23 protein-coding genes are annotated in these 25,575 nt (G+C 45.9%); 13 read left to right on the top strand and 10 right to left on the bottom strand.

Features of this window, described 5'->3' with window-relative positions:
* Positions 1–154: 154 nt before the first annotated feature.
* Positions 155–919, bottom strand: a complete 765-nt coding sequence (locus tag CLV42_RS15125; RefSeq protein WP_106602756.1) for an SDR family NAD(P)-dependent oxidoreductase — start codon at positions 917–919, stop codon at positions 155–157.
* 97 nt (positions 920–1,016) lie between these two features.
* Positions 1,017–1,469 (bottom strand): helix-turn-helix domain-containing protein, encoded by a 453-nt coding sequence (locus CLV42_RS15120; protein ID WP_106602755.1) that lies wholly within the window; start codon positions 1,467–1,469, stop codon positions 1,017–1,019.
* A gap of 161 nt (positions 1,470–1,630) precedes the next feature.
* On the opposite strand from CLV42_RS15120, the gene poxB reads away from it, so the two are divergent.
* Complete coding sequence (gene poxB / locus CLV42_RS15115) at positions 1,631–3,355, top strand: ubiquinone-dependent pyruvate dehydrogenase (RefSeq protein WP_106602754.1); 1,725 nt, start codon at positions 1,631–1,633, stop codon at positions 3,353–3,355.
* 1 nt (position 3,356) lies between these two features.
* Here the strand turns inward: poxB and CLV42_RS15110 are convergent, their stop codons facing one another.
* On the bottom strand, positions 3,357–4,340 hold the full coding sequence (locus tag CLV42_RS15110) for a GlxA family transcriptional regulator (protein WP_106602753.1): 984 nt from the start codon (positions 4,338–4,340) through the stop codon (positions 3,357–3,359).
* Between the two features lie 146 nt (positions 4,341–4,486).
* Here CLV42_RS15110 and CLV42_RS15105 point away from each other — a divergent pair, with 146 nt between their 5' ends.
* Positions 4,487–5,050, top strand: a complete 564-nt coding sequence (locus tag CLV42_RS15105) for a dihydrofolate reductase family protein (RefSeq protein WP_106602752.1) — start codon at positions 4,487–4,489, stop codon at positions 5,048–5,050.
* Positions 5,051–5,058: 8 nt separating this feature from the next.
* Here CLV42_RS15105 and CLV42_RS15100 read toward each other — a convergent pair whose 3' ends face one another.
* Genes CLV42_RS15100 through CLV42_RS15085 form a run of 4 tightly spaced genes read right to left on the bottom strand, consistent with a single transcriptional unit; the run spans position 5,059 to position 11,954 of the window.
* Positions 5,059–5,910 carry an ROK family protein gene (locus CLV42_RS15100; RefSeq protein WP_106602751.1) on the bottom strand — a complete coding sequence of 284 codons (852 nt, stop codon included), beginning with the start codon at positions 5,908–5,910 and terminating at the stop codon, positions 5,059–5,061.
* Entirely contained in the window at positions 5,907–7,220 is a 1,314-nt protein-coding gene (locus CLV42_RS15095; protein ID WP_106602750.1) for an MFS transporter, read from the bottom strand. The genes CLV42_RS15100 and CLV42_RS15095 overlap by 4 nt, the downstream gene beginning before the upstream one ends.
* Positions 7,204–9,060: a class I mannose-6-phosphate isomerase gene (locus CLV42_RS15090; protein ID WP_106602749.1), complete on the bottom strand. Its 1,857-nt coding sequence runs from the start codon at positions 9,058–9,060 to the stop codon at positions 7,204–7,206. The genes CLV42_RS15095 and CLV42_RS15090 overlap by 17 nt, the downstream gene beginning before the upstream one ends.
* A gap of 17 nt (positions 9,061–9,077) precedes the next feature.
* Positions 9,078–11,954 carry a glycoside hydrolase family 38 N-terminal domain-containing protein gene (locus CLV42_RS15085; RefSeq protein WP_106602748.1) on the bottom strand — a complete coding sequence of 959 codons (2,877 nt, stop codon included), beginning with the start codon at positions 11,952–11,954 and terminating at the stop codon, positions 9,078–9,080.
* Between the two features lie 215 nt (positions 11,955–12,169).
* On the opposite strand from CLV42_RS15085, the gene CLV42_RS15080 reads away from it, so the two are divergent.
* The 6 genes from CLV42_RS15080 (at position 12,170) to CLV42_RS15055 (ending at position 16,853) form a co-directional block, all read left to right on the top strand.
* A complete protein-coding gene (locus CLV42_RS15080; protein WP_106602747.1) occupies positions 12,170–12,898 on the top strand; it encodes a GntR family transcriptional regulator in 729 nt (242 codons plus the stop codon).
* Between the two features lie 225 nt (positions 12,899–13,123).
* Positions 13,124–13,627, top strand: a complete 504-nt coding sequence (locus tag CLV42_RS15075) for a hypothetical protein (RefSeq protein WP_106602746.1) — start codon at positions 13,124–13,126, stop codon at positions 13,625–13,627.
* Positions 13,628–13,834: 207 nt separating this feature from the next.
* Complete coding sequence (locus CLV42_RS15070) at positions 13,835–14,530, top strand: outer membrane beta-barrel protein (protein ID WP_106602745.1); 696 nt, start codon at positions 13,835–13,837, stop codon at positions 14,528–14,530.
* 61 nt (positions 14,531–14,591) lie between these two features.
* A complete protein-coding gene (locus tag CLV42_RS15065) occupies positions 14,592–15,290 on the top strand; it encodes an outer membrane beta-barrel protein (RefSeq protein WP_106602744.1) in 699 nt (232 codons plus the stop codon).
* An 84-nt stretch (positions 15,291–15,374) separates the two neighbouring features.
* Positions 15,375–16,076 (top strand): outer membrane beta-barrel protein, encoded by a 702-nt coding sequence (locus CLV42_RS15060; protein WP_106602743.1) that lies wholly within the window; start codon positions 15,375–15,377, stop codon positions 16,074–16,076.
* Positions 16,077–16,160: 84 nt separating this feature from the next.
* Entirely contained in the window at positions 16,161–16,853 is a 693-nt protein-coding gene (locus CLV42_RS15055; RefSeq protein ID WP_106602742.1) for an outer membrane beta-barrel protein, read from the top strand.
* Positions 16,854–16,890: 37 nt separating this feature from the next.
* Here the strand turns inward: CLV42_RS15055 and CLV42_RS15050 are convergent, their stop codons facing one another.
* Positions 16,891–17,898 carry an RNA ligase (ATP) gene (locus tag CLV42_RS15050; RefSeq protein ID WP_106602741.1) on the bottom strand — a complete coding sequence of 336 codons (1,008 nt, stop codon included), beginning with the start codon at positions 17,896–17,898 and terminating at the stop codon, positions 16,891–16,893.
* 209 nt (positions 17,899–18,107) lie between these two features.
* On the opposite strand from CLV42_RS15050, the gene CLV42_RS15045 reads away from it, so the two are divergent.
* The 3 genes from CLV42_RS15045 (at position 18,108) to CLV42_RS15035 (ending at position 20,691) form a co-directional block, all read left to right on the top strand.
* Positions 18,108–18,497, top strand: a complete 390-nt coding sequence (locus tag CLV42_RS15045; protein WP_106602740.1) for a VOC family protein — start codon at positions 18,108–18,110, stop codon at positions 18,495–18,497.
* A 170-nt stretch (positions 18,498–18,667) separates the two neighbouring features.
* Positions 18,668–19,918: an adenosylmethionine--8-amino-7-oxononanoate transaminase gene (bioA, locus tag CLV42_RS15040; protein WP_106602739.1), complete on the top strand. Its 1,251-nt coding sequence runs from the start codon at positions 18,668–18,670 to the stop codon at positions 19,916–19,918.
* A 239-nt stretch (positions 19,919–20,157) separates the two neighbouring features.
* A complete protein-coding gene (locus CLV42_RS15035; RefSeq protein ID WP_106602738.1) occupies positions 20,158–20,691 on the top strand; it encodes a hypothetical protein in 534 nt (177 codons plus the stop codon).
* Positions 20,692–20,769: 78 nt separating this feature from the next.
* On the opposite strand, the gene CLV42_RS15030 is transcribed toward CLV42_RS15035, so the two are convergent.
* Together CLV42_RS15030 and CLV42_RS15025 are read right to left on the bottom strand one after the other, a co-directional pair.
* Positions 20,770–21,570, bottom strand: a complete 801-nt coding sequence (locus tag CLV42_RS15030) for a phosphatase PAP2 family protein (protein WP_106602737.1) — start codon at positions 21,568–21,570, stop codon at positions 20,770–20,772.
* Positions 21,571–21,656: 86 nt separating this feature from the next.
* On the bottom strand, positions 21,657–22,247 hold the full coding sequence (locus tag CLV42_RS15025) for an HD domain-containing protein (protein ID WP_106602736.1): 591 nt from the start codon (positions 22,245–22,247) through the stop codon (positions 21,657–21,659).
* A 300-nt stretch (positions 22,248–22,547) separates the two neighbouring features.
* On the opposite strand from CLV42_RS15025, the gene CLV42_RS15020 reads away from it, so the two are divergent.
* Both CLV42_RS15020 and CLV42_RS15015 read left to right on the top strand, forming a co-directional pair.
* Positions 22,548–23,534 (top strand): EndoS/ChiA family endoglycosidase, encoded by a 987-nt coding sequence (locus CLV42_RS15020; protein ID WP_106602735.1) that lies wholly within the window; start codon positions 22,548–22,550, stop codon positions 23,532–23,534.
* Between the two features lie 82 nt (positions 23,535–23,616).
* Positions 23,617–25,524, top strand: coding sequence for an AAA domain-containing protein (locus CLV42_RS15015; protein WP_106602734.1), 1,908 nt, complete (start codon positions 23,617–23,619; stop codon positions 25,522–25,524).
* The last annotated feature ends 51 nt before the right edge of the window (positions 25,525–25,575 follow it).

Here is a 25,575-nt window from a genome sequence, read left to right as displayed (position 1 = left end):
CCAATCTATATATTTCTATTATAAAAACGACTACGCATTATACTTATACCCATATGTTCATTTTTGAGACATTCCCTGTCCGGTATTGAGTAAAAAAAAAAGGCTGCAAACAATAGTTTACAACCCTTTTCGCCATTCATCGTTCTTTGTACTGTTACAGAAACATTCCGCCGGATGCTTCTATACACTGAGCGGTGATCCACCTGGCCCTTTCACTGCAGAGGAAGGCAACCACACCGCCTATATCTTCTGGCACACCAACACGTCCCAATGCTATCTGGGTTGACAGGTATTCTTTTGCACCAGGATGATTTTCCAGCGCTTCACGGGTGAAGTCCGTTTCGATAATACCAGGGGCTACTACATTGGCGTTGATCTTTCTTGGCCCCAGTTCCTTTGCCAGGTATTTTGTGAAGTTATATATGGCTGCTTTCATGGAAGAATACGCAGCATAACCAGGTGTTACAAACCTTGCCAGACCAGTGGAGATGTTCACGATCCTTCCACCATCAGCAATCACATTCAGTAAGGTCTGTGTAAGGAAATAAGCGCCTTTGAAGTGGGTGTTCATCAAATCATCAAAGTCTTCCTCAATTGTGTCGGAGATGAGAGAGGCGCGGTCAATACCGGCATTGTTCACCAGGAAATCAATATTTGCAGTATCCCATTTCTCTTTCAGGGCCTGTAGCAGATTGGCTTTAAAAGCGGGGAACGATTTAGTGTCACCTACATTTAGTTGTAGTGCTATCGCCTGTACATTAAGTTTCTCTACCTCGGCAATGACGAGCTGCGCTTCTTCTTTTTTACTGTTATAAGTGAATACAACATGATGTCCGTCTTTTGCCAGTTCCATCACCATATTCTTACCTAATCCGCGGCTGCCACCGGTTACAAGTGCTATTTTCTTCGTTGTTTTCATTTTGTACTGTGTTTGATTTACAGTACAAAGTTGGCACATCAGCGTACGGGGATGATGGTACCCTCTTCAGTAAAAATGGTACCTACTTCAGTATTTTTTAAGCCTGCTGATGTAAGCGCCTGAATTGTGTGGGGGTTATTCCTTCAAATGATTTAAACCACTTGGTAAAGTTGGAAGGGTCGTAGGTGAGTAAATAGGCCACATCTGCTACAGAGCGTTTGTTGTCCAGCAACAATTCCTTCGCAAGCTTCAACAGCTTTTCCTCATAGAAGAAACAAGGGTGATAGCCGGTATGTTCTTTGATGACATTGCTGAGGTGTGTAGGGTGAATGAACAATGCCTCGGCAAAATCTCTGAGCTCATTCATTTTGTCTGTCCGCTCTGCTACGATGTCAGCCAGGTGCTCATCTACCAGTCTGAGATAATCCCGGTAGATCTCTTCCTTACGGCTGATAAATTTTTTCGGGATTTTGATCTGCGCTGCCTGTTCCTTTGTGATACCCTTTAAAATGGCATTATTTCCGGCCGGAGTTGTTACCGCTGTGATCATGACGTCTACGTTTAAGCAGCAAGTATAAGACAATCTGCCGGTACAAAAATGGTGACTGCTTCAGTTTTTTTGTACAGATCACGGTTTCTGTTGGCAGAATCCTTACTGAGTTATAACACGTTGATATTAAGTGTACATTTAAGTAAATAATACTTTGTTTTATGCCCAAAACGATTGCTGCACAAATAGTCGAACAACTGGTAGCCGCTGGTGTCAAAAGAGTACATGGTGTGGTGGGAGATTCCCTGAACAGTATTACGGACGAGATCCGCCAGCATGATGAAATAGAATGGATACATTACCGCCATGAGGAAGCGGCAGCCTTTGCCGCGGGCGCGGAAGCACAGTTAACAGGGAAGCTGGCAGTATGTGCCGGCAGCTGCGGCCCTGGTAATATGCACCTCATTAACGGATTGTACGATGCCCACAGGAGCATGGCCCCTGTGCTGGCAATCGCTGCCCAGATCCCCAGCACGGAGATAGGTACCGCCTATTTTCAGGAAACGCGGCCAGAATCCCTTTTCCGGGAGTGCAGCCACTATTGCGAGACCATTGCCTCCGCCCGGCAGATGCCAAGGGTATTGCAGATCGCCATGCAAAATGCCGTCGGACTCGGCGGCGTAGCCGTGATTGCCCTCTCAGGCGATGTAGCCATGCAGACCATAGAAAGCAATGGTTTGGAACATCCTCTGATGATCAGCCGCCCCACCATACGTCCTTCCGACGGTGAACTGAATAAACTGGCAGAACTGATCAACCACTCAGAAAAGATCACCCTGCTCTGCGGCAGCGGTTGTGCCGGTGCACATGATGAACTGATCGCTGCAGGGGAAAAGCTGCTTTCTCCCATGGTGCATGCCCTGCGTGGAAAAGAATATGTGGAATATGATAATCCCTTTGATGTGGGTATGACAGGCCTGATAGGCTTTTCTTCCGGTTATCATGCTATGGAAAACAGCGACCTGGTGATCATGCTGGGAACTGATTTCCCTTACAAGGACTGGTTCCCTTCCCGGGCGCAGATCGCACAGATAGACATCCGGGCGGAGCGCCTTGGCAGGCGTTGTAATATCACCCTTGGCCTGGTAGGAGATGTGAAGGAAACCCTTCATTGCCTGCTGCCACTGGTAAAACGGAAAACGGACCGCTCTTACCTGGACAGGTGCGTGGAACACTACAGGAGCAGCCGGGCAACACTCGATGGCCAGGCTAGCGGAAAGGCCGAAAAGACGCCTATACAACCGGAATACCTGGCGCATATGATCAATGAACTGGCGTCAGATAATGCCGTTTTTACGGCCGATGTGGGGGAGCCTACGGTATGGGCAGCCCGTTATCTGCAAATGAAAAAAGGGCAGCGGCTGTTGGGGTCATTCAATCATGGCTCGATGGCCAGCGCTATGCCGCAGGCTATCGGGGCACAATTGACCTATCCCGGCAGACAGGTGATCTCCCTGTCAGGAGATGGTGGCTTTGCCATGATGATGGGAGATATTCTCACGATAGCGCAGTATAATCTGCCAGTGAAGATTGTCGTGTTTAATAATAGCTCTTTAGGCTTTGTGGCGATGGAAATGAAGGTAGCAGGGCTTCCGCCTCATGGCACTGATCTGAAAAATCCTGACTTCGCCCGTATGGCCGAGGCAATAGGTATTAAAGGCATCCGCCTGGAAGATCCGGCCAATGTAGGTACCGCACTGGAAAAGGCCTTCGCACACGATGGCCCTGTACTGATAGATGCGGTAGTCAATCCGTCTGTACTGGTAATGCCGCCTAAAATAGAATTCTCCCAGGCGAAGGGATTCGGGATGTATGCGTTGAAACAGGTATTCAACGGTAATGGCAGGGAAGTGTGGGATACGCTGACCACCAATTTCCTGGATTAGGTCAGGCCATTACCGCAGCTTCTTTATTGTATTTGTTCCTGTAATCGATAGGCGACAATCCTGTAATCTTTTTGAAGACTGTTCTGAAAGATTTGGTGTCATTATAGCCTACTTCATACATGACCTCATTCACATTCTTATGGCTGTTTTCCAGCCATTTCTTTGCGGCCTCAATCTTCACCCGTTGAATATATTCAGCGGGTGTATTGTTGGTCGCTTTCTTGAAACGGCGGTCGAAATGTCTTCTGCCAATGGCAAATTTAGAAGCCAGATCGTCTACAGAGATCCTTTCTGTGAGGTTGCTTTCTATAAACTCCTGTGCCTTTTTGATGGGTTCATCCTCATGTTTCTTTTGTCCGTTGAACATGACAAAAGGCGATTGCGTTTTCCTGTCTATTTCCAACGCAAACAGCTTGGCTATCCTGATGGCCAATGCACGGTCCGTATATTTTTCAACGATGTGCAACAGCAGGTTCCAGTAGGAAGAGGCGCCACCACTTGAGTATAAGCCTTGTTCCTCTGTAATGATCCTGCCATCTATCAGGTCCACATCAGGGAACATATCCCTGAATTCGCCGGCAGAAGCCCAGTGACTGGAACATTCCTTTCCATCCAGCAATCCTGTAGCGGCCAGCATAAATGCGCCTATACACAGGCTTGCTACCTCTGCACCATTATGATAGTGATCGATGATCCAGGGAATGAAGGCTTTATTCCTTTCCAGGGTAGCTTTCAGATTACCGCTTAGTGCGGGAATGACAATCAGGTCTGTTTTCTTCACATCCTTGATCAGTACATCAGGATGCACAGAGAAAAGGCCCTGGTTCAAAGGAATATCGTGGGTCAGACCGACCAACTGTACTTTAAACATGGACGGTTTACCATCTGATTCAAGGAACTCGTTCAGTGTGGTGAACATGTAACGTGTATCAGAGATGGTGCCTAATACAGCCTCATCCGGCACGAGGATTGAAATGTGTTTCATCTGGGATCAGCGTTTAATAAACAGGTTGCTTGGCAAAAATAAGGAAATTTAGATGTCAGAAACAACCCCGCTACAAGTCTGGATTACGCCCCTTCCAACCTGTCTTGTCATAGTACCTTTGACTTTGAGAAGTAATCTCTAACTCAATGAGAAAGATAATCGTATCTATGAATGTCACGCTTGATGGTTTCATGGCCGGGACCGATGGAGAGCTGGACTGGCACTTCCCCTTGTGGAGCGACGAAATGTCAATCTATTTCTGCGATCAGCTGGGCAAAACAGATACCATCCTGCTGGGCCGCGTGAGCTACGAAAGAATGGCGCGCTACTGGCCCAACAAGACATTCACCGGAATAGAACTGGAATATGCGGATATGATGAACAATCATAACAAGGTCGTGTTTTCCCAGACACTGGAATATGCTACCTGGAGCAATACCAGGTTGGTGAAAGAGAATATCAGTGAAGAAGTATTGAAAATGAAACGGTTGCCCGGGAAAGATATGATCATCTACGGCAGTGGCAGTATTGTAAGATCGTTTATACAGGATGGTCTGATCGATGAATTCCAGATATGGGTACATCCTGTTTTTATACAACATGGCGTACCGATGTTCAGGGACATGGAAGAAAATATACACCTGCAGTTTATGAAAGCCAGGACTTTCCGCTCAGGCGTGGTGATCCTGTATTATAAACCATCGCATTAATAAGGCTATTACCGGGGTATTTCCCAGAAGCCTGCTGCTCCCAGCAAGATGGCTTCTTCTCCCAATTCAGATACCACGAAGCGGGTGCCGTTCATATGATGTTCCAGGTTGGCCCGGAACAGGTGGAATGCCTGGGTGATATTTCCGCCCAACACCACCAATGCGGGAATGGGCTGCTGTTCCAGCAGGAACATGGCCAGGTTATAGCCAAACTCCTGGAATACCGTAAACGCATAAGTGGATTGCCCTGCGATGGCAGCCAGTTCCTTCACGCTTTTTATCCTTTCGCCGCTCAGTTCTTCGTAGCGGCGAATGAACCAGCGGGTAGAGAAGTATTCTTCTGCAGTAGCATCCAGGAAAGGCGTTTTCCAGAAAGTGCCTTCCTGTGCTATGCCATTATCTGCTACGGATGATCCGAAGCCTGTACCAAGGGTCAGTCCCAACACTTCCTTCTCCCCTTTCACAGCACCGTTAAACAGTTCCCCCTGCAGGAAACAGGAGGCATCGTTCATGATCCTGATATCTTTTTTGTCGATGCCCAGTTGCTCTTCCAGCAGGTCTTTCACATTCAGGCCGTACAGGGCATCATACTTATGCAGACCTTTGATCAGGGAGATCCCTTCTTCATAATCAAAGGGACCTGGCATGGCGATACCGATACGATGCACGTTATTGCCGGCCAGCATACTTTTCTTCATCACATAGCTCCATCTGCTGATAATATCTGCCGCACCGGCATGGGAATCGATATGTTCACGATAGATGGAATCAGGCAGAAAAGTCCTGCGCTGCATATCCACCAATGCAGTTGTGATATGTGAGCCGCCTATATCCACACTTAAGACCTGCGTATCCTTCATGCTGTTTGTTTCGTTGTATTTTTCCAATATTGCTCTATCTGTTCAAAAGATTGCCCTTTCGTTTCCGGCAGCAGTCTGTAAACCGCGACGAATGCACCCAGGCAGAATGCGGCAAAGAACCAGAAGGTCTGTGCTGTGCCGATACTACGCAAAAGTACAGGTGTTAGTTGTCCGACGATAGTGTCTGACACCCACATCACCATGATGCTTAAAGATAATGCCCTTGCCCGGATATTGTCGGGGAAGATCTCTGCTGCGATCACAAATTTCAGTGGTCCGATCGAGAATGCAAAGAAAGCCAGGAAAGCCAATACACAACAGAGCAGGGCGATACCTGTAGCGCCGGTATAGAAACAGATACCTGTCATAATCAGGCTGATAGTGGCGCCTGCGGTCCCCCAGAGATACAGGGGACGTCTGCCGAGACTATCTACCTTCCAGATCGCGAAGATGGTAAAGAACACGTTAGCTGCTCCGAAAATGATCTGGCTGAGAAATGAGTTACTCAGTGTAATACCTGCATTATTCAGGATCGTAGGCCCATAATAGATGATGGCGTTAATACCGCTGAACTGTGAGAACAGTGGCAATAGTATCCCTATCAGCAAAGCCCTGCGCATAGCGGGATGAAATAAGGGTGCATACCCTTCCTGGGCAACTGAGCGTCCACGTTGCATCAACCAGCGTGGGCTTTCAGGCACCCAGAGTAGTCCCAAAAGGAATAGTGCTGCGGGTAGCATTCCAAGACCAAACATACCACGCCATACTTCCTTCACAAACAGGAAGTGTACCAGTCCGCCACCGGTATCGTGCTGATGGGCCTCTGCATAAGCCAGTAATTGTGCATTGCTGCAATAAGCCACCAGGATACCAATAGTGACCGCCAGCTGATAATAGGTGACCAGCCTCCCTCTTTTATCGTCCGGGGCAATTTCAGACAGATACAGCGGTACAATGCTCGAAGCGATACCAACTGCCACTCCACCCAAAATACGGGCTGTAATGATCCAGGAAAGGTCATGAAAGGAAGCACACCCCAATGCTGCCAGCAGGAAAAGCAAAGCAGCCAGATAAAGTAGTTTCTTTCTGCCCAGGCGGTCGCTCAGATTGCCAGCGATGATAACGCCCACAATACAGCCTGCCAGTGCAGAGGATACGAACCATCCTTCCTGAACGGCAGACAGTGCGAATTGCTGCCTTACAAAAGGTAATATGCCGGATACGACCGCCATATCAAAGCCAAAGAGGAAACCTCCCAATGAGGCAACCACTGTGGTCATAACGAGGAGAAAATCAGATTGTGTTTTCATAACTGATGGTGCTGAAGACCGGATGTTCGGCTTTGATAAAGGCTTTTACCACCTTTGCTTTTCCCGGTCCTTTATTAACAAGGGTATAGCTTTCTGCTGCTGCTGGAATCACGAAAGTCTCCGCATAATGATACACTGTTTCCTTTCCGCTGGCCGTTCTTACGGCGATCACCGTTCCTTCCACCAGCATCATCACTTCACAAAGACCATTGGTGGCAAAGGTAACTTCCCGATCTAATTCCACGCGGTGTACATCATAAAAGTGCTGCGCATGTGTGGGCAGATGCCATAACTGCCAGCCGTCGCCTTCTTCTATCAGTGCTGGTGTGGAAATCAGTTCCTTTTTTACCAGGGCGCCCTGCCTGCTGAAGTCCAGGTTCTTAAACGCATGCTCAATATTGATCGGTCTTGGTTTCCCATCCAATCCGGGACGCAGCCAGTCGTACATCTTGAATGTAAAGATATAGGGCGTGGCGCTGATCTCCAGTACCAGGTTGTTCGCCCCAGCACTATGCACCGTGCAGTTGGGGATCAGGAACAGGTCATGCTTACTGGCGGTATGCTGCTGTACATAATCCGTGATCTGTATTGGCCTGTTCTCCTGCTGACTGCTCTCCAGGGCGCCCCTGAATTGCACCGGATCAATCCCCTCCGCAAAACCAAGATATACACTGGCATCTTCTTTACAATCGAGGATATAATACGTTTCATCCTGTGTAATGGTCTCGCCGAACTGTTCCCGGATATAGGGCAATGCCGGATGGCACTGGATAGATAGATTACCACCATCAAAGGTATCCAGGAAATCAAAACGGATGGGAAACTCATATTGGAAAATAGCAGCGTGTTTTCCCAACACAGCCCTATGTTGCAGGAACATCAGCCATTCAAAGGGAATCTCAAAAAGATAGCTGTCACTTTCGAAGAGCACACCATTTTCCGGTACAATCATTTCAAATGACCAGGCGAGGTTCACCTCTTCCTGCGGTAGCCGCGGGATATGTTTTTTCATCCACTGCCCGCCCCAGGCGCCCGCTTCAAACCAGGGACGTACCCGGAAAGTATCCCGGCATATCTGTTCAATACCGGCCTGCAGGTCTTTAGCTTTTATCCATGTCAGCGTATTTCCCCACTGCGTATCCGCAAAGATGGAGATCCTGTCTGCCAGGGATTGCTTATAATTATTCAGCACTACCCAATCCACAAAATAGGCGCGTTTATACATTTCCGTTGCTGTGCCAGTCTTAGTGCTACCCAGGTTAGTAACAGCGCCTGCACGCATCCGGTACTGCAGTTCATTCTTGGGCATATCCAGGTAGATCAGTGGAATGTCTTGCTGTATCAGTGCAGCGCCGGTGCCGATCACGATATGCAGGTCATAGCCGGGTTGTGACTGCATAGCAGCCAGCTTTTCTTCCTGGAAAAAGTCAGCCACTTGTAAGGAAGTACGTGTTCCCCATACGGTTCCCGGTTCACCTACAAACGGGCGGACCATTTGCTCTATAGTAGCTTCGTCTTTTAATGCCGCTGCTGTAAAATGCCATTGTACCTTCAGTGACTGCCGGCTGAAGATCTCATCCAGCGAGTGCTGTATCTGTTCCCAAAGTATACCTGTATAGCCATCTATCTGCACCCGTCGCTGTGTGACGATCCAGGCAGCCAGTGTTTCATACCCTTCATTGATCTTACCGCGGCCTAAGGCATGCGTCGGATAGATATTATATCCTTCCGGGACTGTTGTCTGCTGTAAGGGCAGGAGGTATTGCCCGGAAGTACGCCAGTTTTGTGATTCCTGATTTTCCCTGCTGATAACAGGGGCTGTTTTTGCATTACTCAACATGTTCAATCTTATTACTGTTATTTTTGCGCTACACGTAACATCATGACGCCTTTGGCAGCAAGTGTTACCTTGTTATTCAACTGCTGTTTGTATTCTTCCAGCATGTTGCTTTCCCATATGTTCAAGCCGGTTGCTTTATCCTTTGCCGTGAATGTAACAGGTGCTTCTTCTGCTGCTGTATTCACCAGCCATAGTACCACGCCCCTGCCATCATCCGCAGGTTTGATACTTTCTATGTATACTGCTTTTGAGTCGATGTTGAAGAAGAGGGCTTCGCTGGCATTTCCGGTTGCAGGAGCGGCTATCAGCGGCCGGTGATTAGCGAGCCCTGTCTGATTTACTGCAAAGGCATCATACGCATGATGTACCTGCAGATAGTAACGGAAAGTGGTAAGGCCTTCCTGTGCATGGCGGAAGTTTGTGTGCCACAGGTTGTTCATTACCCAGGAATACAACGCGGGGCGTTGCTCTGTAAAGTCGATCCATTTCGGAGAATCATACAATCCTCCCAGCATATCAGCGCTCGTTTGTGTACCTACTTCAAATAGCGGTGCATCGGGCGTTGACCAGGTGATACCGTATGCTTTGTTAGATACATCCACCCAGCGTTGTGCGGTATACCAGTTCCTGTTGGCATATTTCAGCTGATCTGCTTCTACATGAATACTTCCCCAGGGAATGCTGTATCGCACCTGTGCATCTGCCACCTTAAAAGGGAAAGCAAAGTGTACACCTTCTTTTGTGCTGATAGCTTTTTTGTCGATCGTGTTGATAATCTCTACACGGTCCACTCCCGCTACCAGTCTTATCTCCCGGCTTAATGCATTAGCACCCGGAGCGGAAGATTCCACCAGCAGGCTCACTACCAGAGGTCCTTTCTCTTTCATACTGATCTTTGCCGGACCGGCATATTGTATCTTCTCGAGTGAGTCGCCCGGCAGGTAGGAATACTGGTTCAAACCTCCGGAGTCTGCTATATCAGCAACAATACCTGTTCTTTCCAGGCGAATAATATTGCCTGTTTTTTCGTCCAGTACTATTTTGTATAAGCCATTTTGTATAGTAGTGGTAGTGGCTGTAGCTTTTGTATTGCTATATGCCTTACCCGCATGAATGGTGAAGCGCTGTTTAGAGAAAGGAGCGATCTGTTGTACCAATACCGCCAGTTCTCCGGTGCTCAGTCGTTGGGAAGGCACACTTTTCCCATTGGCATCTTTTACCAGGTCACCGGCTGCACTTTGTGCAGCAGACAGGATCACCAGTCCGGAGCGTGTATAACCGATCGTATTGTATACATCCACTGCATTGGGTATCGCGGCTCCTTCTCCTGCTTTTTCCAACAGTGTGGTGGACTGTTCTTTCCCTTTTAAGGCGAAGGAGCGTTTATATCCCCATTGGGAAATAGCTTTCGGATCTTCGGGATTGGAGGTGCTGTTATATGCACCCCAGGTATGTTCGTTAAACAACAAGATATTGTTCCAGGCGGTATCAAAGTCTTTTGCAGGATATCCCGGTTTATTACGCAGGGCCCAGACAGCGTCTGCTTGTTGCAGTCTTTCTGAAGCATTCCTGTTATATCCTGTCTCCTTTGCCGCAGAAGCAATACCATCGGTCCAGAATTCTGTATAGTCGCCGGCAACAACAGGGATCTTATCCTTATAAGCAGCTTCAAAATCGCCGAAGAACTGTTTTACGGAGGTGATGATCAGCCGGGGTGAAGCAAATTTCTCATTCCATTCCTTCACGGCATCGGGCAACTCCGGATCTATCGGCGCGTTGTCACTCATAGCCCATGTCATAATCGTCATGTTGTAAGGGAATTTCTTCCTGTCAAGCGCTGCGAGATAGTCAAACAGGTATGGATTGAGGAAGTTCTCTGAAGGTTTACCGGTATAATAAGGCACAGGATCTTCAATAGTAAAGAAGTTCGGGATCTTACTGCCTTTCAGTGCATAACCAATGGAATAAGGTTCGCTTTGCCAGTAGAGCATTTTCTCACCACCGGGCGACTGCCAATAGAAAGGTCTGTCACGCCATTTAGGTGAATTACCGATACGGTCGCCCGCATTGGGCGCCCCCCAGAAATAGCGGATACCGGTAATAGCCGACTGACTGGAAAGGCCCCAGGAAGCACCTGGAATATCACCCTGGAACATGGTATTGATCGTCAGACCGTGTTCTTTCGCCGTCTTGACTGCTGTGTGGAACATCTGCATGAGCTGGCGGGAATCGGTCACGCTGGTATTAATATTGGCATAAGCACCATCGATATTGATCCATCCCTTTTTAACAGCTTCCCAGAAGGCATTTTTCTTCGCTTCGTCTGCAGCAGCAAGATAGTGGTCTACCACCCAGAAAGCCTCTGTATTCCACTTATAACGGGCGTCTGCGGGATAGTCCTGCGTACGCTGGGCAATCTTAATAGCTTCGTCTATATTGTTCATATGCAGGCGCATCACCTTTTCCTGCACATTGGTGTAGCCGATGTCCACATGAGAGTGCGGCAGCAGGTATACCTTCCACTCGGGTGCAGGCGCTACCATACAGCGGGCGGTGTATTCCTTGCCACCGGCAGCCAGCTTCACATATAACTGCGTTTCATGTTGTACCGGGCCGCCGGGCAGGGGCAGTTCAAATACCTCCATGCCTTTTCCGCCGGCATTGACCGGGATACTGTCATTCAGTCCGTTAAAACTGATAAAGGCTGTAGCTGCGGCATAGTTCTTCCCGCCGTGAAACAGCAGGTGTACCATCCTGGCGGCTCTTCCTTCGTACTTCAGGTAAGCGACGGTAGGTTTCAGTTCTATTGAAGTGAATACCTGTTCTTTGTCTTGCGCTTTTGTGGTGGTATAGATACTGCACCATACCAGTAAAAGCAGGAAATACTTTGTCATATTCCAGGTCAGTAGTTTATAGATAAGCTATATGTACATACATAATATCTGCACAATCCCCCTTAATTTACCAGCACTTCTGTACAAATAAGCGTAACTTTGTACTTTGAAATGCTTTCATATGTACAAACATATAGACAATGGACGTAGAAAGCAAATATTTTTTGATGCTTTTATGAACCGGGTCTATTACTTTTGACCTTTCTATTTTTCATATGAAGTTTTCTATTGACCATAACAGTGCCGTTCCCCTGCATATCCAGGCCGAGGAATTATTGCGGAAAATGATTGAAGATCCTCAGTTCAGGAATGGCAAATTCCTGCCCAATGAAGTCGAATTGTCTCAACAACTGAGGATTTCCCGTACCACGCTCAGGCAGGCCCTGAATAAACTGGTATACGAAGGATTGCTGATCCGGAAGAAAGGTATCGGTACTAAAGTGTCGGAGAAGACAGTCAGTTCAAAATCCATGAACTGGAAAAGTTTCTCACAGGAGATGGCAGCAAGGGGGATTCCCATCAGGAACTTCGAACTACATATCAGCTGGGGGAAGCCGAATGAAGAACTGATTCACTTCTTTGATATCAAACCGGAAGAAAAGGTCCTGAAACTGGAAAGGTTAAGAGGACGCCCTGAGGGACCATTTGTATATTTCGTGTCTTACTTTCATCCCATCATCGGTCTTAACGGTGAAGAAGATTTTAAACGTCCACTATACGAGATACTGGAGCAGGATTATAATGTCATTGCAACACTTTCCAAAGAAGAGATCAGCGCAAAAGCGGCGGATAATTTCATTGCCGGTAAACTGGAGATAGATGCGGGCAGCCCTATATTGTTCCGCAAACGTTTTGTATATGATCAGTCGGACAAACCCATAGAACTAAACTTAGGGTATTACAAGTCTGACAGCTTCATTTATACGGTTGAAAGCAGGAGATAAATAATAGAAACAGATGCGTATACTGCGATGAGTATATATACTCAAATGCGGTATTTAAATATTTTCAAACCATCGTTCCTGTCACCATCCCCATTGTCAATCAGACCATCACGTTCAATATTTAACATGTGTAGCCAGCCCCCGAAATTAAGACTGTTTGACGGACGACAAAATTGTTAACTTTAAACAGTCAGGCTGCCTGGCCGGATAAAAGCAAACTATGCTATGAAGACAGAACTATATCATGCGTTAAAAGGGATAAATGCTGAAAATCTTAGCGAAGAGAATAAAGAAGAACTGCTACGGTTTTTTGTTGTTGCAGAAGATCACACCATTAGAAATCAAATAGCCTTCATTCTTTCCGACGTTAAATACAATAGGGCGATTCCTTTTATAATTGAAAAAATCAATGACAAGAAGTTGGCTCATCACAATGGGTCTTTGGTATATGCATTGGAGAATTTGGACGTGAAGGACAGCTTTATTGAAGTTGTAAACATGGTCTGCGAAATGGAGTATGAGCCAAGATACCAGGCGTACGAAATTCTACGGAAATATGCGCCTGAGATTTCTGAGGAAGTTAGAGAAAAGGCCTTAGCAATATTGGAAGTACGTCGGATACTTTTGGAAATAACGGCCACCGACAAAGGGCCAGACAGCGCCCTCGACTTTGTTGAGCATTCAATAGAATTGATAAAAGGGCAACAAAACGAAGGTACGTTCATTTAATAACGAAAATGATCCGTTGCAATATGTTGCAACAAATACTACAAATGGCGGGGCTGTTACGACTGTAGTAGTTATGGCAATGTGTTACCGCATCGCTTAAACGAAAATAAAAAGTTAAAATAGGATAACCGGTCATGTTAAACTGCTGAGTTTAACTTTTCTTTTAGAGTGATTGATTTATTTTCGGATCACTAAACCTAAGCGTTCATGAAAAAACTTCTACTGTTAGCCTTGCTGGCCATCAGCATGTTACCCGTTTATTCCCAGACATCCGTTGGCGTTATTGCAGGATATAATGCAGGATCCCGTCATCCTCAATATCAATCGCCCGTTGGCATTAGCGACTATTCTCCCCTATCGACCTGGCGGGCAGGCCTTGTAGCTGATCATCATTTATGGAAGAAATTTTATCTACAGCCACAGTTGCTGTTGAACAACAAAGGAGAGAAAGAACACTATACCGACCTGAGACCTGTAGATTATACGAACAAAACCAGTACGAGATTATTATCTCTTGAACTACAAGCTAATTTTATTTTCAAGCAGGAATGGGGTAAAGGAAAATTTTTTGTAGGGGCCGGGCCGTACCTGGGTCGTGGTATAAGTGGCAAGTGTAAATATAAAGGCTATAACGGAGTAACAGGAGAACGATTCTATTTCGATGGGTCATATCCGGTAAAATATAAAAGGAAAGTAGAAACTCCTGATCCTACAGTTCTTTATCAAAAACCTTATGATGCCGGAATTAATTTTCAGGCCGGCTATGAGCTAAAGAATGGTTTGTTCTTTAATGCGGTGTATAGCCGCGGCTTAAACTATCAGGGTTATAACACAGACGGGAACAGGTCTAAAAGTACTTATTGGGGTGTAAGCGTAGGCTATCTCCTTAAGAAATTCAGTTAACTGGTATTATCTTGTAGTATATTCAATCAACCTATTACCCATTTCAACAATTCAGGAAACCATGAAAAAGCTCATCCTATTATCCCTGCTGGCCATTAGCATGCTACCTGTTTTTGCTCAAACCTCCATAGGTGTTATCGGAGGATATAACCTGGCATGGAGGTATCCCATAGGCCCGCAGCAAGACGCTAATCACGATTATTCTTTGAAACCGAGATGGCGCGCTGGCCTGGTAACAGATCATCATCTATGGAAGAAGTTATACCTGCAGCCACAATTATTATTAAACACCAAAGGCCTTCATGAAAAAATCTCCAGCATCGGCGCGCCAGACAGATTCGACTATTCGACCGAACGTGATCTGCGGGTACTATATCTTGAAATACAAGCCAATTTTCTTCTAAAGGAGCGGCTGGGTCATGGCAAGGTATTTCTGGGAGCAGGTCCTTATCTGGCTCGTGGGATTACAGGGAGATCAAAAGCGAAAGGCTTTTCATCGCTGGGCGGACAAAGAACAGATTATGATATGCAGGTACCTGTAAAGTTCAGCAATAATGTGGTATATAATACTCCCAACGTTTATGAAAAACATTATGATGCAGGCATCAATTTCCTGGCAGGTTATGAGTTAAAGAATGGATTATTCTTCAATGCGGTGTACAGCCGTGGATTAAAGAACCTGTATTACGATGATAGTTATAAATCTAAAAACACCTATGTCGGCTTGAGCGTAGGTTATTTCTTTAAAAGATTCGATTAACTAATAGAGCCTGTTCTATACTGCAGTTGGAACAAGCGCTATATTGATCCGGCCTTTCCCTTGTTTTAACTAATCAAAAACTTTATGAAAAAAATTATACTGTTAGCATCACTGGTTATTGGCGTTGCTCCTGTCTTTGCCCAGACATCTGTAGGTATTATCGGAGGATATAATGTAAACTCCATTTTCCCTAAGTCCAAACACGAAATGCCCGATCACGAAATCACTTCCAGGTCAGGATGGCGGGCAGGACTGGTAGCAGACAAACGCTTATGGAAGAAATTCTATCTTCAACCGCAATTATTATTGAACGAGAAAGGGTACAATACTAATTTCTCCACTAACGTAGCACCCGCTTATACAACTGGTAAATTCAAAACACGGCTTCTCTATCTCGAATTACAGGCCAATCTGCTGTTTAAACAACAGATCGGTAAGGGTAAGTTATTTGTTGGTGCAGGTCCTTATATTGCCCGGGGCATCGGTGGCTTAGAAAAATCGGATGTGCAAGCTTACGATCAGAACGGAGTGCGACAAAGAACTACCTACTACACGGCCATAGTTTACAGGAACAAAAGACCTGATTACAGTTATGGTAATGTACTCCATGTGAAACCTTATGATGTAGGATTTAATTTCCTTGCAGGTTATGAACTAAAGAACGGCCTCTTTTTCAATGTCAACTATAGCAGGGAATTAAACAACCGTGGGTATACCAAGGGATTTGAAAGTAAAAACACTTATTTCGGCCTGACAGCAGGTTACTTCCTGAAAAGATTCAGCTAACCAGCAATATGTTATCACAGTATAAGGAGCACAACATTTAGTGCTTATGTAATTCATCTCACTGTTCAGCATAATTCAGATTCAATGAAAAAGATCATACTATTTATTCTACTCGTCATTAGTATAGCACCCGTCTATGCCCAAACATCCGTGGGTGTTATCGGAGGATATAATTTATCCTTCGTATATCCCGACATCAACTGGACCCCCTCGAACTATAAAGTATCCTATGGAACCGGATGGCGCACCGGCTTCGTAGCAGATCAACATTTATGGAAGGATTTCTATCTGCAGCCGCAATTGATATTTAACCAGAAGAGCTATAATTATTCCACCATTGCCAATGTAAATGATGCTCATTACAAATACAAAAGGCACCTTCTTTATCTTGAATTACAAGCACACCTGTTGTATAAACCCAAGATCGGTAATGGCAGGTTATTTCTGGGAGCAGGTCCCTATATCGGCCGTGGTATAAGTGGAAGAGAAAGAGTAGAGGGGTATGACCAGGATGGGCGGTTTTCTTCGCTTGGTTATGACATCATAAAATATAAAAAACCTCCACCATTCAATCGCGATTATGATGAGGAGAATGTAACTTATATGAAACCTTACGATGTGGGGATTAACCTACTCGCCGGTTATGAACTGAAAAATGGCCTGTTCTTTAATGTTATTTATAGCCTGGGAACTAATAATACCAGTTATGATGCGACCAGAAGTTACAACGGCTATTTAGGTTTAACAGTAGGTTATTTCCTTAAAAAATTCATTTAAGCCAAAAGGTGCCCGCCTGTATGGCGGAGCACCTTTTTTATCTTTCGTTCAACAGGAACTTATTCGAGATCACTTTAAATGAGATCTTTCTGTCTGTTGAGCGGATTACTAATCCTTCTCTTTCTACGGCTTTGCCCTGCGGACTTAACACCGACACACCATCTGCAATAGTCAGCAATTCCTCTAGTGACGCAGGCAAGGTGTATTGCAGATCCAATATGGGCACTGTCTGCAATCCGAGTGAAGCGATCAGCGCTTTAAATTCATCCAATGCCAGGTATTCGTAGCGGTCGATATCAAAAGCGTTGAAAAAGCGCACCATTTGTCCTCTCAGACCGTATGCATTACCCTGTACTCCCTCTCCGATCAACTCTCCCTGTATAGCGATATTCTTCCCCAGGGCAGACAGCTTCTCTTCGATGTTTTCAGCTCTTGCTATCTTCCAGAAGGTATTATCTGCAGTTTCTTCAAGATCGAGATTACGCGAGCATACACCAAACACACCCTCGTTCAGGTAAAAGGTAACAGAGGAACCGTCCAGCTTTTCCGTTACGTAAAAAGTATGTTCCTTAAACGCCTCGTACTGCGCACTCAGGTTCTGTATCCTTTCTTCGTCTGTTTTAGGCATGAAAGAAGGGAATAAACCCTTTGCAATACCACCCAATGCTGCCGGCACAGGGGGCTCGTATTTGATAATACCTAAACGTGCGGATACATCTTCCCCGATCTGGTAAGTGTATCCATTCAGCAGGCTAACAGGCAGCAGGAGTCCCTGGGAGACCTGTCCCCTCAGCTTTATTGTTTTCAGCCTGAAACCTTCCTGCTCTCCCATTTTACGGTAAGAGCTTTTCCTTAGGAATTCGAATTCCTCCCTGACAGGCAGGAATGAATCTATTTCACAATACACCGCATGATCGCCGATATTGAATTCATTTTTCTTAACCACTAGTTTCCATCCCTTAACGGTGGCAACTTCTATGAGGTCAGCCCCGGCAATAGGTTGTATGTCGTCTATGACAACCGGAGATACTAATTTCCTTTCCATTGTTGTACTTCTGAATGTGAAGTGTTTTTTGGGTTACAAATGTTGTTTATTTCATCTAGGCCAGGTATATAGATGAGGGGCGCAAAGATATATATTTTATTCCACATACCAAATATCTGACCGATGTACACCTCCTATATGCCTCATTCACCCCTCTTCCGGTCCGTTTATTGATATTAACTTACCATCACTCACCAAACCTTATCATTATGTTTAAAAACACCAAAGCATTCAGTGGATTTTCAGTAAATGATATTAATAAGGCGAAGGAATTTTATAGTAATACGCTTGGGCTTGATGTAGAGGAAGTAATGAATGGTAACGTGTTACAGCTCAACATCCATGGCGGAGGAAACATCATGATCTACCAGAAGGATAATCATACTCCTGCCACTTTTACGATCCTCAATTTCCCCGTAGAGAATATAGAAGAGGCTGTAGACGGGCTTACAGCAAGAGGTATCCGTTTTCTACAATACAACGAACCGATCAAAACAGATGAGAAAGGTATCTGCCGGCGGAGTGGCGGACCATTAATAGCCTGGTTTGAAGATCCCGCAGGGAATATCCTCTCTGTATTACAGTCAGAAGAAAAATAAATACCACTTACCATCAGGTGATCCTTTTTTATGGAGAGGATGCTTAACAGCGTTAGGTATATGTAATGGCAGCCGTCTGTCTATTTGCAGCAGGCGGCATATATACTACTTCATTATTACATATATAGCTTATACCCGGATTTAATATCTTTGCGGGAATTTTTACGACTATGCTGTGGTATCCGTATACACAAATGAGACAGATAAGTGAGTTGCCAAAGATGGTATCCGGAGAAGGTGTGATGATGCACCTGGAAGACGGCCGCTCACTGATTGATGGGATCTCTTCCTGGTGGGCAGTCATACATGGATACAATCATCCGGCGCTCAATGCCGCTTTACTTACACAGGCCAATAAATTCGCTCACGTCATGCTGGGCGGTATGACACATAACCCGGCCCTGGACCTGGCGGCTACACTTGTGCGTATTACTCCCGAAGGCCTCAACCATGTCTTTTTTTCCGACAGCGGTTCTATTGGTGTGGAAGTAGCACTGAAAATGAGTATTCAGTACTGGAAGAACATCGGCTATAATGGCAAAAGCAAAATTATATCGCTGAAGAACGGCTATCATGGCGATACTTTCAAAGCCATGGAAGTCAGCGATGATTCCGACTTCACACGTGCCTTTTCTGATGTATTGAGAAGAGGATATATACTCGATATTCCGGAAGGAGGCTTCGATGCAGATGCGGCAGTAGTCAAACAGGCTACTGATAAGCTGGAAGCGCTGTTACAGCGTGAGCATCAGAACATCGCTGCGTTTATTGTCGAACCTATTGTACAATGTGCAGGTGGCTTTAACATCTATTCTCCCCTCTACCTGAAAACAGCCCGTGAGCTCTGTACAAAATATAATGTGCTGTTCGTCTTTGATGAAGTAGCCACTGGTTTTGGTCGTACAGGTAAATTGTTTGCTGCGGAACATGCAGGTGTTACGCCCGATATCATGATACTCGGTAAAGCATTGACTGCTGGCTATATGGGGCACGCTGCCACACTTGCTACATCAGCAGTATTCGACAGTTTCCTGGGAGATAACTATGAAAAGGCACTGATGCATGGTCCTACTTTTATGGCCAATCCACTTGCCTGTGCGGTGGCGCTGCAAAGTATCTCTATTATTGAAGAAGAACAGTATCTGCAGAAAATAGATAAGATACAATCCATCATCAGGGAACAGTTTGATAGTTTCACCTCTCCTGCTATTGTTGCAAAAAGATCAATAGGCGCCATTGGCGCCATTGAAATGAAAGATGCAGCCTGTTTGTCGGGCTTTAAGGAATTCTCTCAACAACACGGTGTGTGGTTACGTCCTATCGGCAATGTGTTATACCTGATGCCGCCGTATATTATCAGCGAGAAAGAACTGCTGACTATCTTACAGGTAATGAAAGATTGGATACAACAGATAAAGTAGTTTTACAGGGCTGTTTACCGAAATGTGACAGCCTTTTTTTTATGTTTCCCCATATGAATATCCGGAAAAAGGCATCCCTGATCTGGCATTATTCTTGTCAATAGGATTCATGCGCAAAAAAAATATGCCCTTGTATATTTTCACTAGTGGGACAAATACGAAGACACAACAATTTCCTCTCCGATGAACATGCAACCATTTATTTAAAAACCTGGACTTAATTAAAACACAACAAAACCATGAGAAGACTACTTTTCAGCGCTGCTGCCGCTGTCACATTGCTTACTGCCTGTAACAAAGACGACAACAAAAACCAGACTCCTGCAAGCGCTTTTACCATTGAGGGACAAGACAAACAAACTACTGCAACGCCTTTCGGCTTCCGTGTACAATGGAGTGTAGAAGAAGGTGGAAGAATGCTGATGTCTAATGTGAATATCAATGCTGCCGCCTTTAGTGGCAAGATCGATGGCGTTTCCTTTCAGGTGGATACTTTTGTGAACGGGCAAACATATACGTTCAAAGATGCAGGTGCTGCCGGATTTGACAAACGTGTGAATTTCAGTGCGGCAGATGTTGTGCTGGGCGCCGGTTTCGCCAACAATACCATTACGCCCGGTACTGGCAAACAGTTGACAGACCTGCAGGATGGCAGGATCACCATTCAGAAAGATCCTCCAGGTGAAACTTACCGCATATCATACATATTGAACTACGGCGATGCCAAAGTGTCCGGAGAATTCAACGGATTAATGCCGGTAGTGAATAAATAACAGGTGTAAGCCATATCCCCAAATGTGGGGATATGGCATCCCCTTTTCCGGGGATATATTAGTGCTCCCGACGAATACTCATTTAAAACGATGTACCATACTCAAACCAAATGCGCCCTGCTGATAGGTTGGTAATATCAGCGTCGCCATATCGGTTTTCTTACTGTGGAATATCCTCTTCACAGAAGGATATAAGGAATAAGCCAACTCTGTTGAAAGTATACCGACGCCAGCTCCCGCTACAATATCACCAAACCAGTGCCTGTTATTCAACATACGAAGATATCCTGTGGTAGCGGCCATTGCATATCCTGCTACGCCATACCATAGCGATACATCCTGGTACTCCCGCATCAGGAATTCAGCTGCAGCAAATGCAGTAGCGGTATGCCCTGAGGGAAAGGATAAATCGTTAGATCCATCTGGCCGCGTCTCATGCGTAAGATGCTTGGTGACTGTTACCGTACTTCCCATGATGATATTTGCCATCGCATAGATAGCTGTACGGTCCACAAAATTATGTTTGCCTTTGATACCTGCGAGGTTTAGTCCATATACCATCAGGCCCGGTGCATACTGCAGGTAATTGTCGAGGTGGTGCATCTTATGGTTCCCTTCCAGGTATACTTCCTCTTTCACTTTATCATTCACACCTTTTAGCCCGCTTACGTTAAGAGAAGCCGCTCCGTATATGATGAATGTAGCAGGTACCAGCAGCAGCCCCTTATAATGTCTTTTAATCTTCTCCGGCTGATGCTGATAAAGTGAGTCCTGCTGTAACTGCGGCGCCGAAACAACAGTATCAGGTTGTTGTGCCAATGAGAAGCGAGGTAGCAGCGCTACGAGAAACAGAAAAAGGTATAAGGTCTTTTTACACATGGTGTATAACAGTTGTAGGAATAAGTAAAATCTACGATTCAGATATCAGGTAGATTGTTCAGCTAATTTAATTGGTTATTTTTTAGTTAGGTCTTTTTTGTTTCCATATATGCAATGTTCGCTTCCTTTCCCTTATCCAGCTTATCACGGCAATAAGCAGTAAAGAAACGATGCGCTTTTAATAGTCTCAATGTATCATCGCACCAGTGAGCATAGTTCTTATGTGTCCGTAGCTGGAATTCTTTCTTTACCAACTCATCGGTTAATTCAAATTCTTTTGTTCCGAAATGATACGTATCTGCATCACAGATAATTTCCTCTAACAGTGTCTTAGGAGCGGTAGGCCATTTGGTAGCCATTATACAATCAGCAATCGTATCGGTCAACGCTTCATCGATCTCCTTATCAACAAAAAAGGATTTCATCAGCCGGACACCCGCCTGCTCATGTAACGCAATATCAGCAATAAGGTGGCCTGTATCATGGAACCAGGCCGCTATATTTAAAATAAACCTGTCCTTTTCGTTCAACCTGTAATGATCGGCAATTTCCATAGCATGCACTACAACGCGCTCGGTATGAGAAAGATTGTGATATACCAGATAAGTGGAAGCCAACCGGGTAAACAGATCAACAACATATTTCTCAGCGAGATACTCCGTTTGTGTTAGTTCCATAGTTTATCAATAATCTGATTACCGGAATGTATCCAAATATCGGAGCTAATTCTGTAAAAATTCTGTTGTCTTTTCTTTCCGGTTTTCCAGATAACAGACCAGCACCGGGTGACGGCTTCCAGGTTATACGAATATCTCATTTCATGCGTTTATTATTGCTGTCAGCAACTGCCTTCATCACATTGCCATCACCAGTTTTTATTGCTTTAAGATAATATACCTGCTGAAGGTTAACATTGTCTGTATTGCTGATCTCTATATTTAAGATTCATTTAACGTTTAAAATTTATCCGGTTACACATGAAACCCAAATTCTACTTTATCGTAAAAACTTCCGCGCTGTTGTTATGTTTGAGTACAATGCTTACTTTATCCCATTCCTGTAAGAAAGACAACAACAATCCACCAGGACCAGGTATTGACACTACCCATCATGAAGATACTTCTCCCTTTTATGGTAAGCCCCTCACCAAAAGGCCGATCATGGTCGACTACTGGGGTGGCTGCTGTTACGACAGGTCCACAGTAGGGCCTTTGGATGCTATGCCGGATGGCGTGGATGTTGTCAACATCTTCACCCTGGGTATTGGCAGAACAGCTGCAGGAGGCTGGGAATTTGAACATAGGGGCGTATCTGGTCAGAATGAGTGGAGTGATGTGCTGACCAAGGCACATGCCCTGCAGAAGAGGGGTATCAGGATAGTGGCGACTTCCTTCGCCGGCGGACTGGTAAAGCTATCCTCCGCAGCGGCCGATTCCATGGCGAAGATCGTGAGAGACTCCCTGGACAAATGGAAATTTGACGGGATAGACCTTGACCTGGAATATGGTAATGTCAGAACAGCGAATATCGACAGCAGTATCATAGCCCTCAGCAAATATGTAGGCCCGGTATCAAAGACAGGCAGAATATTGTCTGTGGTGGATTATAACAACTACAACCTGGAGCAGATCAAAAGGTCGAAACAATACATTGATTACGTGATGACTATGTCCTACTGGAACAAAGCCGCTGATGTAATGAAATGGGTAAAATCATATGGTGATGGCATCGGTAATCGCCAGAACGTGCTGATCGGTGTAGGGGCCGGTTGCGCCATCAATGCGGGCCAGGCTACCATACCTGGTGAGGAACTGAAAATAGCGGATACCCTGAAGGTCTCTGCTCCTGGCAGTGGTATGATGGAATTCATCTTCGGTTGCAGCTATCACAATAAGGATCAGGGCGGTAATATCACGAAGGATGTCAGTTATACAACCAATATCATTCAAAGACTAAAGAAATAAGCAGCCCGAACAGTCGGGTACCATTACCCGGCTGTTTCACCTGTCTCCCCCGAATATCTGCCATTCGTCTTACCTTTGCAGAATGGATTATTTCAAAAAGCTGCTTGAATTACTGAAAACAGAGCGGGAAGTAGACAGGAAAGCATATCTGGAAATGACAGCATCAACGTCTGTAGCCGAACGCAGGGCGAATGGACTTACCTGGTACCCTATTGCCATCAGAGGTTCGGAAATGAGCCGCGGGGACTATCTCACCGTGGAAGTTGAGCGCACCACCCACCAGGATATCGGTCACCAGCTCCGTTTTGGCGTGTCGGCAGTCCTTTTTTCGAATCATGATCCTAAAACCGACCGTATAGAAGGTACTATCTCCTATCAGGGCGGTAACCGCCTGAAAATCACCCTCCGTACGGATGAGCTGCCCGAATGGGCTAATAACGGCAAACTGGGCATCGATCTGCTGTTTGATGATAACAGCTACGATGAGATGCAGAATGCCCTTAAACAGGCCGATACCCGCGTCAGCAAAGAAGAGAACGATCAGCTCATCAGGATACTGACCGGTGAGAAATCGCCCACCTTCCGGGATGATCTGCCTCCGGTGACGATCCCCCGTCTGAATGAGTCGCAGCAGGCGGCGGTGAACAAAATACTGGCTGCGAATGATCTGGCTATTGTACATGGCCCTCCTGGTACCGGCAAGACCACTACCCTTGTACAGGCTATTAAGATGCTCATCAAACAGGATAACAAACAGATACTCGTGGTGGCGCCCAGCAATACCGCTGTGGACCTGCTAAGTGAAAAGCTGTCTGACGAAGGACTGAACGTACTGCGCGTAGGTAACCCTGCCCGTGTTTCCGAAAGGCTCTCCGCCCTCACGCTGGATAGCCGGATGGCAGAACACAACAGCATGAAGGAGATCAAACGCCTGAAAAAACAGGCCAATGAATTCCGGGATATGGCCCATAAATACAAGCGGAACTTCGGCAAGGCAGAACGGGAACAACGCAAGGCGCTGTTTGACGAGGCCCGCAGTATCATGAAATCTATCGAAAATACCGAACAATATATCATGGACGACCTGCTGGCAAAGGCCCAGGTGATCACGGCGACCCTGGTTGGCGCCAATCACTACACCGTACGCCAGCTGAAATACCATACCATCGTCATCGACGAAGCCGGACAGGCTTTGGAACCCGCCTGCTGGATTCCCATCCTGAAGGCGCAGAAGGTGGTATTGGCCGGCGACCATTGCCAGCTGTCACCTACCGTCAAGTCGGACGAAGCCGCCAGGAACGGGCTGAGTACCACCCTGCTGGAGAAATGCATCGCCATGCACCCTGCCTCAGTAGTGCTACTGGAGGAACAATACCGCATGCACCAGATGATCATGGGTTACTCTTCATCTATCTTCTATGAAGACAGGCTGAAGGCACATGCTTCTGTAGCCGGACATACCCTCTTCCCCCAGGATGTGCCCCTCTCCTTTGTGGATACCGCCGGCTGCGGATTTGACGAAAAATCCGAAGGCACCAGCACCACCAACCCGGAGGAAGCAGCCTTCCTGTTCAAACACCTGACACAGCTTGTATCAGGGCTCAGCCCTCATTACCAGCAGCAGGATTTTCCTTCCATCGCCATTATTTCCCCCTATAAGCAACAGATCCATCTCCTGAAGGAACAGCTGCAATTCTCTCCGGAACTGCAGACCTATGGGGATAAGATCTCTGTGAATACCATAGATAGTTTCCAGGGCCAGGAAAGGGATATTGTCTACATCAGCATGACCAGGAGCAATAACGATAACAAGATCGGCTTCCTGTCCGATATCCGCCGTATGAACGTGGCGATGACAAGGGCGCGTAAGAAGCTGGTAATCATCGGCGACAGTGCTACATTGTCCCAACTGCCCTTCTATGCCGGGTTTATCACCTATGCGGAGCAGCAAAACGCCTACCAGAGCGCCTGGGAATTTATGGATAACTAGGTCGGAAATTTTGATACCTTTATTCTTAGTATTGTCATTATATCCATTCCT

It is taken from the genome of Chitinophaga ginsengisoli (genome assembly GCF_003014595.1).
Taxonomy (GTDB): Bacteria; Bacteroidota; Bacteroidia; order Chitinophagales; family Chitinophagaceae; genus Chitinophaga; species Chitinophaga ginsengisoli.
The sequence above is the reverse complement of the archived record's forward strand: the minus strand, read 5'-3'. Positions and strand labels throughout refer to the sequence as shown.

Bases quoted from the DNA above. Each gene is read 5' to 3' on its own strand.
- CLV42_RS15125 (WP_106602756.1), bottom strand. From the start codon at position 919: ATGAAAACAACGAAGAAAATAGCACTTGTAACCGGTGGCAGCCGCGGA.
- CLV42_RS15120 (WP_106602755.1), bottom strand. From the start codon at position 1,469: ATGATCACAGCGGTAACAACTCCGGCCGGAAATAATGCCATTTTAAAG.
- poxB (WP_106602754.1), top strand. From the start codon at position 1,631: ATGCCCAAAACGATTGCTGCACAAATAGTCGAACAACTGGTAGCCGCT.
- CLV42_RS15110 (WP_106602753.1), bottom strand. From the start codon at position 4,340: ATGAAACACATTTCAATCCTCGTGCCGGATGAGGCTGTATTAGGCACC.
- CLV42_RS15105 (WP_106602752.1), top strand. From the start codon at position 4,487: ATGAGAAAGATAATCGTATCTATGAATGTCACGCTTGATGGTTTCATG.
- CLV42_RS15100 (WP_106602751.1), bottom strand. From the start codon at position 5,910: ATGAAGGATACGCAGGTCTTAAGTGTGGATATAGGCGGCTCACATATC.
- CLV42_RS15095 (WP_106602750.1), bottom strand. From the start codon at position 7,220: ATGAAAACACAATCTGATTTTCTCCTCGTTATGACCACAGTGGTTGCC.
- CLV42_RS15090 (WP_106602749.1), bottom strand. From the start codon at position 9,060: ATGTTGAGTAATGCAAAAACAGCCCCTGTTATCAGCAGGGAAAATCAG.
- CLV42_RS15085 (WP_106602748.1), bottom strand. From the start codon at position 11,954: ATGACAAAGTATTTCCTGCTTTTACTGGTATGGTGCAGTATCTATACC.
- CLV42_RS15080 (WP_106602747.1), top strand. From the start codon at position 12,170: ATGAAGTTTTCTATTGACCATAACAGTGCCGTTCCCCTGCATATCCAG.
- CLV42_RS15075 (WP_106602746.1), top strand. From the start codon at position 13,124: ATGAAGACAGAACTATATCATGCGTTAAAAGGGATAAATGCTGAAAAT.
- CLV42_RS15070 (WP_106602745.1), top strand. From the start codon at position 13,835: ATGAAAAAACTTCTACTGTTAGCCTTGCTGGCCATCAGCATGTTACCC.
- CLV42_RS15065 (WP_106602744.1), top strand. From the start codon at position 14,592: ATGAAAAAGCTCATCCTATTATCCCTGCTGGCCATTAGCATGCTACCT.
- CLV42_RS15060 (WP_106602743.1), top strand. From the start codon at position 15,375: ATGAAAAAAATTATACTGTTAGCATCACTGGTTATTGGCGTTGCTCCT.
- CLV42_RS15055 (WP_106602742.1), top strand. From the start codon at position 16,161: ATGAAAAAGATCATACTATTTATTCTACTCGTCATTAGTATAGCACCC.
- CLV42_RS15050 (WP_106602741.1), bottom strand. From the start codon at position 17,898: ATGGAAAGGAAATTAGTATCTCCGGTTGTCATAGACGACATACAACCT.
- CLV42_RS15045 (WP_106602740.1), top strand. From the start codon at position 18,108: ATGTTTAAAAACACCAAAGCATTCAGTGGATTTTCAGTAAATGATATT.
- bioA (WP_106602739.1), top strand. From the start codon at position 18,668: ATGCTGTGGTATCCGTATACACAAATGAGACAGATAAGTGAGTTGCCA.
- CLV42_RS15035 (WP_106602738.1), top strand. From the start codon at position 20,158: ATGAGAAGACTACTTTTCAGCGCTGCTGCCGCTGTCACATTGCTTACT.
- CLV42_RS15030 (WP_106602737.1), bottom strand. From the start codon at position 21,570: ATGTGTAAAAAGACCTTATACCTTTTTCTGTTTCTCGTAGCGCTGCTA.
- CLV42_RS15025 (WP_106602736.1), bottom strand. From the start codon at position 22,247: ATGGAACTAACACAAACGGAGTATCTCGCTGAGAAATATGTTGTTGAT.
- CLV42_RS15020 (WP_106602735.1), top strand. From the start codon at position 22,548: ATGAAACCCAAATTCTACTTTATCGTAAAAACTTCCGCGCTGTTGTTA.
- CLV42_RS15015 (WP_106602734.1), top strand. From the start codon at position 23,617: ATGGATTATTTCAAAAAGCTGCTTGAATTACTGAAAACAGAGCGGGAA.